The following is a 12,207-nucleotide window of genomic DNA, read 5'->3' on the forward strand; positions in this document are numbered from 1 at the left end:
ATCACGGAGATACCATGCATCGCCACATGCTCAAATCGAAGATCCACCGCGCGGCCGTCACGCACTGCGAGCTGCACTACGAAGGCTCGTGCGCGATCGACGAAGACCTGCTCGAAGCGGCCGGCCTGATCGAAAACGAACGGATCGACATCTGGAACATCAACAACGGCGAGCGCTTCTCGACCTACGCGATCAAGGGCGAGCGCGGCAGCGGGATGATTTCGCTGAACGGTTCGGCCGCGCGTCGCGCGCAACTCGGCGACCTCGTGATCATCGCGGCGTTCGCGATGGTCGATGAAGCCGAGCTGCAGGCCGGCTGGAAGCCCAAGCTCGTGTTCATCGACGAAGGCAACAAGATCAAGGGCCACCGCGATCACGTCCCGACACAGAGCTGGACCTGATGCGCACGGCCGCCGGCACGTCGCAGCGGCTTGCCCGAGGCGGCCGCTGCGCCGCCGAGGCACGAAGGGCCTGATCGGGCACGCTGCCGGATCAGGCCCTTCGTCATTCGGCCGAGCTTCGCTGAGCGTCACTGAACGAGCCGGCAGGCGGGTGACGCCCGCCTGCCGCCGACGCGGCGCGGCCGGCCGACTCACGACGCGCGGGCGGCCTTTTCCGCTTTCGGCGCGCGACGCTCGGCCCATTCGACGATCGGCCGCCACTGTTCGAGATCCTTCTCGACGCGGCTCCTGGCGACGTCCCACAGCGTCAGGCCGTGCGCGGCGATCTGCACGTAGTTCTGCGTGTCGCGCACGTAGCCGAGCACCGGCAGCCCGAGCCCTTCGACGAAACGGTGCAGCTGGTCGGACGAGCGCGTGCGCGCGTCGACCCGCATCCCGACGATCCCGACCTCGACGCTGCCCTTGCGCACGGCCTTCTCGCCGGCGAGGCGCTCCAGAAACTGCTGGGTCGCGAGAATATCAAACATGGAAGGCTGCAGCGGCACGATCACCTTGTCGGCCAGCCGCAGCGCGACGTCGAGCCGGTTGCCGTGCAGCCCGGCCGGCGTGTCGATGACCGCATATTCGAGGCCGCGCGGCGGCTTCGAAGGCGCGTCGGGGTCGAGATTCCACGCCTCGATCTGCGGCAGCCCGGCCGGCCGCAGATCGAGCCACGCATGCGCCGACTGCTGCCGGTCGAGATCGGCGAGCGCGACCCACGCGCCCTGCGCCGCGAAATAGCCGGCAAGATTGGTGGACAGCGTACTCTTGCCGACGCCGCCCTTCGGATTCGCCACCACGATGACCGTCATGAATTCCCCCGAAAAAGCCGCGCGGCGCCCACCGTCCGGCAGGCGCCGCTCGATTGCGGATACAGGGAGCGATGATATCGGCAAACGGGGCATCACCGAAACCGGTGGAGCCGACGCGGGCGGCGCGCGGTTACGCGGTTACGCGCTGCGCGGCGCGCCGAGCGCGAACGCGCCGCCGCCGAGCAGCGCCTGGACGGCCAGCGTGACGGCCCAGAACGCCGGATATTCCCAACCGCCGTGCGGCGACGCGAAGCTCCAGCCGTTCGGCAAATGCGCGCACACCGCGCCGAGCATGAACGGCAGCAGCACGAGCGCGGCAGTCCGTACGCGCACGCCCGCGAGCAGCGCGAGGCCGCCGGCCAGCTCGACGGCCGTCGTCAGATACGCGAGCCAGCCGGGCAGGCCGATCGACGCGAAGAACTGCGCGGTGCCGGGCAGCGTGAAGACGAACACCTTCTGTGCGACGTGCGCGAGATACAGCACGCCGAGCGCGACACGCAGCAGCGTCGCGCCGAGATCTTGCAGACGGGTGGGGTTCATGGCGGATTCCTTTGTGAGTGGATGACGATGGATCGCACTCTATTCGAAGCTATTTCACCGATAAATGCGCGATATGGCTTTGAATGATTCTCGACAGGAACGAATTGGCCCGCAAAAGGGGGCATGAGTGGGCCGTGGCCGGTTGTGCCTTGTGCCCTCTGCCGCGCGACGGCCTCCGCGCCGCCGCTGTCGCACCATGCGGCACCCGCCGCACCGAACTCCCGCCCGGCCAAGCCGAACGCGGACGCACGCACCATGCGGCGCCCGCCCTCGGCCCCGTCAGCGAAATTCCGCGTACAGCGCGCGCAGGTCGAGGTGCTCGGCGAACGAATCGGCGAGCCGCTCGATCGACGCCTCGCGCAGCGCCGGGTAATCGATGCGCTCCACCCCGTCGAGCCCCGCCCATGCGAGCAGTGCCGCGCACGCAGCGGGCGTGTCGAACAGGCCGTGCACGTAGGTGGCGAGGAGCTGGCCGTCGGCGGACAGCGCGCCGTCGGCGCGGCTGCCGCCCGCTGCATCGTCCGCCGCCAGCTGCAGCGCCGGCGCCGCGAGCGCGGGGCCGCGCGTGTCGCCCAGGTGGATCTCGTAGCCGCACACGGCGGGCGCGCCGGGCAGCACCAGTTGGCCGGTCACGTTCTTCAGCGTCTTGTGCGGCAGCAGCGTCGTGTCGAAATCGAACAGCCCGAGACCCGGCACGCTGCCCGGCGCGCCTTCCAGGCCGAGCGGATCGTCGAGCGTGCGGCCGAGCATCTGCATGCCGCCGCAGATGCCGATCACCTTGCCGCCATAGCGCAGATGCCGGCGGATCACCATGTCCCAGCCCGCGTCGCGCAGCCATTGGAGATCGCGCTGCACGCTCTTCGAGCCGGGCAGGATCAGCAGATCGGCGGCCGGCACCGGGCCGCTCTTCCAGTACGTGAATTCGACCTGCGGATGCGCACGCAGCGGATCGAAATCCGTATGGTTGCTGATGCGCGGCAGCGCCGGCACCACCACCCGCAGCACGCCCGCGCCGTCGCGCGTGGCGGCGCTGCGCGCCTGCCGCGGCAGCATGTCCTCGGCGTCGAGCAGCAGCCCGTGCAGGTACGGCAGCACGCCGAACACCGGCTTGCCCGTCTGCGCGCGCAGCCAGTCGAGCCCCGGCTCGAGCAGTCCGATGTCGCCGCGGAAGCGGTTGATCACGAAGCCGCGCACGCGCGCACGCTCGCTGTCCGACAGGCACGCGAGCGTGCCGACCAGATGCGCGAACACGCCGCCGCGGTCGATGTCGGCCACCAGCACCACCGGGCAATCGACGCGTTCGGCGAACCCCATGTTGGCGATGTCGCCGTCGCGCAGGTTGATCTCGGCCGGGCTGCCGGCGCCTTCGACGATCACCGTGTCGTAGCCGTCGCGCAGGCGCGCATACGACTCGAGCACCGCGTCGAACGCGACCGGCTTGTAGTCGTGATACGCGCGCGCATCGAGGTTCATCCGCGCGGCGCCGTGGATGATCACCTGCGCGCCGCGATCGCTGGTCGGCTTCAGCAGCACCGGGTTGAAGTCGGTATGGGGCGCCACGCCGGCCGCGAGCGCCTGCAGCGCCTGCGCGCGGCCGATCTCGCCGCCGTCGGCCGTCACCGCGCTGTTCAGCGCCATGTTCTGCGGCTTGAATGGCGCGACGCGCGCGCCCGCGCGCCGCGCGAGACGGCACAGGCCCGCGACCAGCGTGCTCTTGCCCGCGTCGGAGGTCGTGCCCTGGATCATCAACGTGCCGCGCGGCGGTTCGGGTGCGTTCATCGTGGGAATCGTGGGGATCGGGAAGAAAAATCGTGGCGACACAAAGCGGGCATTATCGCCCGCGTCGTGCTGCGCGCGCCGTTACAATCACGCGATGATTCCGCACGACCTCACCTTCGTCCTCGGCGGCGCGCGTTCGGGCAAGAGCGCGCACGCCGAGCGTCTCGCCGCCGACAGCGGCCGCCCCGTCACCTATGTCGCGACCGCGACGCCAAGCGCCGACGACGCCGAATTCGAACGCCGCATCGCCCATCACCGCGCGCGCCGGCCGGCCGACTGGGGCTTCGCCGCCGCGCCGGTCGATCTCGCCGGCACGCTCGCGCGGCTCGACGATCCGCACGCATGCGTGCTCGTCGACTGCCTGACGCTGTGGCTCACCAATCTGCTGTGCCCGCTCGACGGCGAGCCGCTCGACGACGCGCAGTACACGGCGGAGGTCGAGCGGCTCGAGCGCGCCTTGTGCGAGACGCGCGCGAAGGTGATCGTCGTCAGCAACGAAATCGGGCTCGGCGTCGTGCCGCTCGGCTCGGTCACCCGCCGCTACGTCGACGAACTCGGGCGGCTCAATCAGCGCATCGCCGCGCTCGCCACGCGCGTGACGCTGCTGGTCGCCGGGCTGCCGCTGACGATCAAGGCCGGAGCGCCGTCATGCTGATGCTGTCGCTGCCGGTCGTCGCCGTGCTCGCGGTCGCCGCCGCCTTGGTCGATCGGCTGATCGGCGAACCGGCCGGCTGGCATCCGCTCGTGGCGTTCGGCCGGCTCGCCGCGCGCATCGAGGCCGCGCTGAACACGGGCCGGCGCGGCCGCATCGTCGGCGTCGCCGCGTGGGGCGCGGCCGTGCTGCCGCCGGTGGCCGTCGCCGCGTGGCTCGCGAGCGTGCTGCCGTGGCCGCTCGCGGCCGCGCTGCACGTCGCGCTGCTGTGGTTCGCGCTCGGCGCGAAGAGCCTCGGCGAGCACGTCGCGCCGATCGCCGCCGCGTTGCTGCGACACGATCTCGCCGCCGCGCGCGCGCTGACCGCTCGCATCGTCTCGCGCGACACGAGCGACGCCGACGAAGGCGCGCTGTCGCGCGCGGCCGTCGAATCGGCGCTGGAGAACGGCAACGACGCGATCTTCGGCGCGCTGTTCTGGTTCATCGTCGCGGGCGGCCCCGGCGCGCTGCTGTTCCGGCTCGCGAACACGCTCGACGCGATGTGGGGCTATCGCACGCCGCGCTTCCTGACCTTCGGCTGGGCCGCCGCGCGCATCGACGATGCGCTGAACTGGATTCCCGCACGACTGACGGCGGCGAGCTATGCGCTGCTCGGCGACACGGCCGCCGCATGGCGCTGCTGGCGCACGCAGGCGCGCCACTGGGACAGCCCCAACGCGGGGCCCGTGATGGCTGCCGGCGCCGGCAGCCTGAACGTGCGGCTCGGCGGCCCGGCCGTCTATCACGGCGCGCTCGAGGAGCGCCCGACGCTCGGCACCGGCGCGCCGGCGTCGGCCATCCACGTCGCGGCCGCGCTGTCGCTCGTCACGCGTACGCTCGCCCTGTGGCTCGCGCTACTGGTCGCGAGCGGCGCGCTCATCCTCGCTACCCATCATGTCTGACGCACGTATCACGCACGGCGGCAACCTGCACGAAGCCGCGCGTCGCCATCGCATTCCGTACGACGCGTGGCTCGATCTGTCGACCGGCATCAATCCGGTCGGCTATCCGGTGCCGCCGGTGCCCGCCGACGCATGGCGCCGCCTGCCCGACGACGGCGACGCGCTCGCCGCACGCGCGGCCGCTTATTATCACGCGCCCGACGCCGCGCACGTGCTGCCGGTCGCCGGCAGCCAGGCGGCGATCCGCGCGCTGCCCGCGCTGTTGCCGCCCGGCGACGCCGCCGTCGCGGCGCTCGCCTACGGCGAATATGCGCCAGCGTTCTCGCGTCACGGCCATCGCATCGTCGCGCTCGACATCGAAGCCGACCGCCTGCCCGCGACGCTGCTGCACGCGATCGTCGGGAACCCGAACAATCCGACCGCCGACGCGGTGCCGGTCGAGCGACTGCTGGGCTGGCATGCGCAGCTGTCGGCGCGCGGCGGCACGCTGATCGTCGACGAGGCGTTCGCCGATACGGGCGCGACGCCGTCGCTCGCCGCGCACGTCGATCGCCCCGGCCTCGTCGTGCTGCGCTCGGTCGGCAAGTTCTTCGGGCTCGCCGGGATCCGCGCGGGCTTCGTGCTCGCGCAGCCGGAACGGATCGCCGCGCTCGGCGACATGCTCGGCGCGTGGACCGTCAACGGCCCGGCCCGTCACGCGGTCACGGCCGCCTTCGCCGATCGCGCCTGGCAGGCCGCCGCGCGCGCGCGGCTCACGGCCGACGGCGAACGACTCGCCGCGCTGCTGCGCGCACACGGCTTCGCGGTGCGCGCGACGCCGCTGTTCAGCTGGACCGACGATCCGCGCGCAGCCGCCTTGCACGAGGCGCTCGCCGCGCAAGGCATCTGGACCCGGTACTTTGCCGCGCATCCGAGCGTGCGCGTCGGCCTGCCGGGCAACGACGCGCAATGGCAGCGCCTCGCGCATGCGCTCGCGCAGTGCGTGCCGATGCTGCACCGGGCATCCGCATGAGCGCCGCCGTGTGGCGCGTCCCGGCCGCGCTCGCGGCGATCGTTGCGTTCGCACCGATCGCGCGCGCCGACGTCACGGCCCACGACGACGCCGGCAATACCGTCACGCTGCCGGCGCCCGCGCAACGCGTGATCAGCCTCGCGCCGCACGCGACCGAACTGATCTACGCGGCCGGCGGCGGCGCGAAGCTGGTCGGCACCGTGACGTACAGCGACTATCCGCCCGCCGCGCGCGCGGTGCCGCGCGTCGGCGACAACAAGGCGCTCGACCTCGAACGGATCGCCGCGCTCAAACCCGACCTGATCGTCATCTGGCGGCACGGCAACGCCGAGCGGCAGACCGATGCGCTGCGTGCGTTGCACATTCCGCTGTTCTTCAGCGAGCCGAAGCATCTCGACGACGTCGCGACGTCGCTGCACCGGCTCGGCACGCTGCTGGGCACCAACGCTGCCGCCGATGCGGCCGCGGCCGCGTACTCGCGCGACATCGCGGCACTGCGCGCACGCTACGCGGCGCGCCCGGCCGTCACGATGTTCTTTCAGGTATGGGACCGGCCGCTGACCACGCTCAACGGCGCGCACCTGTTCAACGACGTCATTGCGCTGTGCGGCGGCCGCAACGTGTTCGCCGCGCTCGAGCCGCTCGCGCCGACCGTCACCGACGAGGCCGTGCTCGCCGCGAATCCGGAAGCGATCGTGACGACGAGCGCCGGCGCGACGCGCTCGGACGCGCCGCTGCCGAGCCTCGCGCGCTGGCGTGCCTGGCCCGCGCTGACGGCCGTCGCGCGCAACAACCTGTTCGCGATCGACGGCGATCTGCTGACGCGGCCGTCGCCACGGATCGCGCAGGGCGCGGCCGCGCTGTGCGCGGATCTCGACGCGGCGCGCGCACGGCGGCCCGCGCATTGAGGGCGGCGCGCGAGCGATCGCCGGTCCAAGATCGGCACGCGGCGTCTACGCGTCCCAGTGGACGATCTTCCACGCACCGGCCGCCTCGCTCATCCGCAGCCACACGACCCCGCCCGTCGGCACCGGTCGCGCGAGCAGCGTGTCGAGCGGCACGCGCAACGCGTACGCGGCGAACGCGCGAATCACGCCCGCATGCGTGAGCGCCCATTGCGCGACGCCCGCCTGCTCGACCGCAGCCGCCACCTGCGCGACGCGCGCGGCGAACTGCGCGACGCTCTCGCCGCCGTGCGCGCATGCATGCAGCAGATCGGCCGCCCACGCATCGAGCGCGGCGCGGTCGATGTCGTCCCAACGCTGCAGCTCCCACGCGCCGAAGTCCATCTCCTGCCAGCGCGGGTCCGGCCGCAACGGCGCGTCGACTGCGTGTGCGAGCCGTTCGGCGACCGACGCGCAGCGCGCGAGCGGGCTCGTCCAGATCTGCTCCGGCAACGGCGCGCCCAGCGCCGCGAGACGCGCACGCACCGCCTGCGCACCGGCGTCCGCCGATTCCGCGAGCGGCACGTCGCTGCGCCCGTAGCACACGCCGCGCTCGACGCCGACGGCCGGATGGCGAATCAGGACGACGTCCATCCGAGCACCACGAGATAGATCGCCAGTTCGTTCAGCTGCTGCGCGAAGCCGAGGCAGTCGCCCGTATAACCGCCGATCCGCTTCACGAAGTAGCGCGCGGCCCACGCGCGCACGAGCGCCAGCGCGATGAACGCCGCGACGCCCGCGCGCCAGTCCGGCCAGAACAGCCACGGCAGCCCGAACACCGCGGCGGCGCAGGCCGCGCGCGCGCTCATGCGTTGCGCGACGGGCTTCGCCTTGCCTTCCGGGCGGACGTAGTCGAGCGACATCAGCAGGCTCACCGCCGCCGCGCGGCTCGCCGCGTGCGCGGCGATCATCGTCCATGCGGCGCGCAGCGGCGGCATGGCGGCCAGCGCCTGCCATTTCAGGCCGAGCGCGATCACGAGCGCCGCCGCGCCGAACGTGCCGATCCGCGAATCGTGCATGATCCGCAGCACGTCGTCGCGCGTGTAGCCGCCGCCGAACGCATCGCAGCTGTCGGCCAGCCCGTCCTCGTGGAACGCGCCGGTCGCGAGCAAGGTCGCGGCCATCGACAGCCCGACCGCGATCGCCGCGGGCAGCACGCGCAGCGCGGCCAGATAGACCAGCGCGCCCCATGCGCCGACGCATGCGCCGACCAGCGGGAAGTAGCGCGCCGCCTGATCGAGATCGCCGGCCGCGTAGCCGATCGCGCGCGGCACCGGCACGCGCGTGAAATAGCCGAGCGCGACGAAGAAGTAGCGCAGTTCCGCGCGCACGCCGCGTGCGCGCTCACGCATCACGATCGTCGACGCCTGCGGATTCGAAGCTCGCCATCTCGGTCAGGAACGCGGCGGCCGCGCGCACCAGCGGCAGCGCGAGCGCGGCGCCCGTGCCCTCGCCGAGCCGCAGGTCGAGCGCGAGCAGCGGCTTCGCGCCGAAATGCTCGAGCATGCGCCGATGCCCGGCTTCGTGCGACGCGTGCGAGAACACGCAGTAGTCGCGCACGCCGGGCGCGATGCGTTCCGCGACGAGCAACGCGGACGTCGCGATGAACCCGTCGACGAGAATCGTCATCCGCTCGCTCGCGGCGGCCAGATACGCGCCGGTCATCATCGCGATTTCGAAGCCGCCGAACGTGGCGAGCACGTCGAGCGGCGCGATCGCATGCGCATGCCGCGCGAGCGCGCGGCCGAGCACCGCGCGCTTGTGGGCGAGCCCCTGGTCGTCGAGGCCGGTGCCGCGCCCGACGCACGCATCGATCGGCACGTCGAGCAGGCGGCTCATCAGGCACGCGGCCGACGACGTGTTCGCGATCCCCATCTCGCCGAAGCCGATCACGTTCGTGCCGAGCGCTGCGTGCTGGCGGACCCGCGCGGCGCCGGCGGCGAGCGCCGCGTTCGCTTCGTCGAGCGTCATCGCGGGCTCGAGCGCGAAGTTGCGCGTACCGCGCGCGATCGGCAGCGACACGAGCCGCTCCGACGCCGGCAGCGGCGACGCGACGCCCGCGTCGACGATCTCCAGCACGCTCTGCGCGACGCCCGCGAACGCGTTGATCGCGGCGCCGCCGGCCAGGAAGTTCGCGACCATCTGCGCGGTGACCGATTGCGGATACGGGCTCACGCCCTCGGCCGCGATCCCGTGGTCGGCGGCGAAGACGATCGTGACCGGACGCTGCACCTGCGGCCGCTCGGTGCGCTGGATCAGCGCGAGCTGCAACGCGAGCGCCTCGAGCTGGCCGAGACTGCCGGGCGGCTTGGTCTTGTGATCGATCACGTGCTGCAGGCGCTCGCGCAGCGTAGCGTCGAGCAGCGCGAGCGCGGGCGGGAAGTCGGTCGGGTTCGTCATCGGGAAAGTGCCTCGTTGGCGCGGCCGGTGCCGCGTGCGAAAGAAGGAAGGTGAATCATCGTCGCTCGGGCCACGCCGGCAGCAGCGCGTCGCGGCCGTTCTCGCGAATCAGCACGAGCGGATAGCCGAACGCATCGCTCGCGCGCGCAGGCGTCAGCACGTCGTGCACGCGGCCCGCCCACGCATGGCCGCGGCCGTCGAGCAACAGCGCGTGAGTCGCGAAGCGGCGCGCGAGATTCAGGTCGTGACACGAGAACAGCACCGTGCGCGGGCCTGCGTCGACCCACGCGGTGAGCGCGGTCAGCGCGTCGATCTGGTGATGCAGGTCGAGATGCGCGAGCGGTTCGTCGAGCAGCAGCAGCGGCGCGTCCTGACACAGCGTCGCAGCCAGCGCGACGCGCTGCCGCTCGCCGCCCGACAGCGACAGTACGTCGCGCGAGGCGAGCGCGGCGAGCCCGAACGTCGCGAGCGCATCGCGCGCCGCGGCGCGGTCGCCGTCGCGCTCCCATCCCCAGCCGCCCAGATAGGGGAAACGGTTCAGCAAAACCGTATCGAACACCGTCGCGCTGAACGCGTCGTGCAGTTGCTGCGGCATCAGCGCGCGGCGGCGTGCGAGCTGCTCGGGCTGCCATGCCGCGAGCGGCCGGCCGTCGTACTCGACGTGCCCGCCGGCCGGCTGCTGCAAACCCGCGAGCGTCGCGAGCAGCGTCGTCTTGCCGGCGCCGTTCGGCCCGGCGACGCACCAGATCTCGCCCGGCCGGAACGCCTGCGTGAAGCCGTCGAGCAGCGTCCGCTCGCCGGCCTCGAGCGTGAGCGCGAGCGCCGTGCAATCCGCGTCGGCAGCGTGCGTCATCGCGGCGGCCTCCTCAGCAGCATCCACAGGAACACCGGGACGCCGATCAATGCGGTCATCACGCCGACCGGCAATTGCGCGGGCGCGATCGCGGTGCGCGCGAGCAGGTCGGCCGCCATCACGCCGCCGCCGCCCGCGAGCATCGCGGCCGGCAGCAGCATGCGCTGGTCGTTGCCGAACGCGAGCCGCAGCGCATGCGGTACGACGAGGCCGACGAAGCCGATCGTGCCGGCCGTCGTCACCGCGGCCGCGGCGGCCAGCGACGCGACCAGGTAAATGCGCACGCGCACGCGCGCGACCGGCACGCCGAGCGCCAGCGCGGTCGCGTCGCCGCGCAACATCACGTTCAGCTGCGGCGCGGCCGGCAGCGCCGCCGCGGCGGCGAGCAGCAACGCGCCCCATGCGAACCACGGCGCGCTCACGCCGCTCAGGTCGCCGGTCAGCCAGAAGATGATGCCGCGCAGCCGCGCGTCGGGCGCGAGCGACAGCAGCAGCGTGACGAGCGCGCCCCACCCGGCCGCAATCACGACGCCGGTAAGGAGCAGCCGCGGCGATGCATCGCGCGAGTCGCCGCGCCGCAATTCGCGGCGCGCCAGGCCGAGCACGAGCGTGACCGACACGAGCGCGCCCGCGAACGCGCATGCATCGACGAGCCACCACGCGGCGCCGGCGATCATCGCGACGAGCGCGAAGCCGGCCGCGCCGCCTGACACGCCGAGCACGTACGGTTCCGCGAGCGGGTTGCGCAGCAGCACCTGCAGCAGCGCGCCGGCCAGCGCGAGCAGCGCGCCGCACGCGAAACCCGCGAGCGCGCGCGGCAAGCGCAACGTGCGCACGATGTCGGCGAACAGCGCGTCGCCGCCGTGCGACACGAGCGATGCGAGCGCCTGCCACGGCGACATCGGCACACTGCCGATCGACAGCGACGCGACGAACAGCAGCGCCACCACGCCGGCGAGCGTGGTCCAGATCGCGACGGCACGCGCGGCATTCATGCGCCGCATCCGACGAGGGTCGAGCAGCGGCACACGCGCGTGGCGCTGCGGTGAGACGAACGCATGACGGAGATTGCGTTGCGCCGAGGCGAACGCCGAACGGACGTCGCGCTGCGACGTGTCGAACCGATGTGCAGGTTGCCGGCCCCCGTACGGCGAGTTGCTGCGCCGCACTTCGGCGACGCCGGCCCGTGACGGTCGAGATCCATCGAACGGCCGGTCCGCGCGCACGGCGTCGCGCGCACGCTCGCGCCTCGCGCGCTTGCCGGTCGTGCGGCATCGCGCTCGCGTGCGAGGCCGCCGCACTCGCCGAACTCGCCGAGCCCGGCGCAGCCGCACTGGCCGCACGCAACGTGACGGCGGCACACGGCACGCGGCGGCATGCGCAGCGTCGTGCGAATGATTGGGGTCGGCATCGAAGACAGTTCCCGTGAAGCGCTGCGCACCCTGCTTCCCCGCAGCGCGCGCGTCATGAAGCCCGACGGGCTCCTCGTCTCGGCCGGTATCCGGGCTGACGGCGTGCCGGCTCGCCTTCCCGCGCGCATCGCGCGCAGTGGCCCGCGCCCGCATGCGCAAGCTGCATGCGAAACGCGCCCGAGCCGGCCTGCGTCGTACGACGCGGCCGCTTACCGTTGCGGGGGCAGCGCAGGTTGGCGAGCTCCTGGCGAAGCGCACGCCCTGCTTCCCGTTTAACCGCGCGACGCACGCGCGAGCACCGAGGCCGCGCCAGTTTAGGAGCGGGCCGCGCGAGCGTCAAGAAAGCGTCGGCACGCACGCGGCGCATGCGTCGGATGCGCATATTCGCGGCAAGAAGCCGGGGTGTTACGACTGGAAACGTT

At 72.4% G+C, this 12,207-nt stretch carries 13 protein-coding genes and 1 riboswitch; of the genes, 5 read left to right on the forward strand and 8 right to left on the reverse strand.

All coding sequences use genetic code 11. From position 1 onward, the window contains the following. Positions 1–14: 14 nt before the first annotated feature. Complete coding sequence (panD, locus tag MYA_RS10835) at positions 15–401, forward strand: aspartate 1-decarboxylase (protein WP_014723465.1); 387 nt, start codon at positions 15–17, stop codon at positions 399–401. A gap of 191 nt (positions 402–592) precedes the next feature. Here the strand turns inward: panD and MYA_RS10840 are convergent, their stop codons facing one another. From MYA_RS10840 to MYA_RS10850, 3 genes are all read right to left on the reverse strand, one after another. Next, positions 593–1,252 carry a ParA family protein gene (locus tag MYA_RS10840; RefSeq protein WP_011885717.1) on the reverse strand — a complete coding sequence of 220 codons (660 nt, stop codon included), beginning with the start codon at positions 1,250–1,252 and terminating at the stop codon, positions 593–595. A 138-nt stretch (positions 1,253–1,390) separates the two neighbouring features. Then, on the reverse strand, positions 1,391–1,792 hold the full coding sequence (locus tag MYA_RS10845; protein ID WP_014723466.1) for a DoxX family protein: 402 nt from the start codon (positions 1,790–1,792) through the stop codon (positions 1,391–1,393). Between the two features lie 279 nt (positions 1,793–2,071). Further along, positions 2,072–3,571, reverse strand: coding sequence for a cobyric acid synthase (locus tag MYA_RS10850; protein ID WP_041493878.1), 1,500 nt, complete (start codon positions 3,569–3,571; stop codon positions 2,072–2,074). A gap of 94 nt (positions 3,572–3,665) precedes the next feature. On the opposite strand from MYA_RS10850, the gene cobU reads away from it, so the two are divergent. Genes cobU through MYA_RS10870 form a run of 4 tightly spaced genes read left to right on the forward strand, consistent with a single transcriptional unit; the run spans position 3,666 to position 7,084 of the window. Further along, positions 3,666–4,226 (forward strand): bifunctional adenosylcobinamide kinase/adenosylcobinamide-phosphate guanylyltransferase, encoded by a 561-nt coding sequence (gene cobU / locus MYA_RS10855; protein WP_011885720.1) that lies wholly within the window; start codon positions 3,666–3,668, stop codon positions 4,224–4,226. Next, on the forward strand, positions 4,220–5,164 hold the full coding sequence (gene cbiB / locus MYA_RS10860; RefSeq protein ID WP_014723468.1) for an adenosylcobinamide-phosphate synthase CbiB: 945 nt from the start codon (positions 4,220–4,222) through the stop codon (positions 5,162–5,164). The genes cobU and cbiB overlap by 7 nt, the downstream gene beginning before the upstream one ends. Then, positions 5,157–6,176: a threonine-phosphate decarboxylase CobD gene (gene cobD, locus MYA_RS10865; RefSeq protein ID WP_014723469.1), complete on the forward strand. Its 1,020-nt coding sequence runs from the start codon at positions 5,157–5,159 to the stop codon at positions 6,174–6,176. Before cbiB ends, cobD begins: the two co-directional genes overlap by 8 nt. Next, complete coding sequence (locus tag MYA_RS10870; RefSeq protein WP_014723470.1) at positions 6,173–7,084, forward strand: cobalamin-binding protein; 912 nt, start codon at positions 6,173–6,175, stop codon at positions 7,082–7,084. The genes cobD and MYA_RS10870 overlap by 4 nt, the downstream gene beginning before the upstream one ends. Before the next feature lie 45 nt (positions 7,085–7,129). Here MYA_RS10870 and cobC read toward each other — a convergent pair whose 3' ends face one another. Genes cobC through MYA_RS10895 form a run of 5 tightly spaced genes read right to left on the reverse strand, consistent with a single transcriptional unit; the run spans position 7,130 to position 11,368 of the window. After that, positions 7,130–7,714: an alpha-ribazole phosphatase gene (cobC, locus tag MYA_RS10875; RefSeq protein WP_011885724.1), complete on the reverse strand. Its 585-nt coding sequence runs from the start codon at positions 7,712–7,714 to the stop codon at positions 7,130–7,132. Further along, entirely contained in the window at positions 7,699–8,472 is a 774-nt protein-coding gene (locus tag MYA_RS10880; RefSeq protein ID WP_011885725.1) for an adenosylcobinamide-GDP ribazoletransferase, read from the reverse strand. The genes cobC and MYA_RS10880 overlap by 16 nt, the downstream gene beginning before the upstream one ends. Continuing rightward, entirely contained in the window at positions 8,465–9,520 is a 1,056-nt protein-coding gene (gene cobT / locus MYA_RS10885) for a nicotinate-nucleotide--dimethylbenzimidazole phosphoribosyltransferase (protein ID WP_014723471.1), read from the reverse strand. Before cobT ends, MYA_RS10880 begins: the two co-directional genes overlap by 8 nt. Before the next feature lie 55 nt (positions 9,521–9,575). Beyond that, the gene (locus MYA_RS10890) at positions 9,576–10,373 is read right to left on the reverse strand and encodes an ABC transporter ATP-binding protein (RefSeq protein WP_011885727.1); all 798 of its coding nucleotides are present in this window, start codon (positions 10,371–10,373) and stop codon (positions 9,576–9,578) included. Next, positions 10,370–11,368: a FecCD family ABC transporter permease gene (locus MYA_RS10895; RefSeq protein ID WP_011885728.1), complete on the reverse strand. Its 999-nt coding sequence runs from the start codon at positions 11,366–11,368 to the stop codon at positions 10,370–10,372. The genes MYA_RS10890 and MYA_RS10895 overlap by 4 nt, the downstream gene beginning before the upstream one ends. 480 nt (positions 11,369–11,848) lie before the next feature. After that, positions 11,849–12,103, reverse strand: a riboswitch (cobalamin riboswitch). Between the last annotated feature and the right edge of the window lie 104 nt (positions 12,104–12,207).

Origin of the sequence: Burkholderia sp. KJ006 (assembly GCF_000262695.1) — a bacterium.
GTDB lineage: Bacteria > Pseudomonadota > Gammaproteobacteria > Burkholderiales > Burkholderiaceae > Burkholderia > Burkholderia vietnamiensis.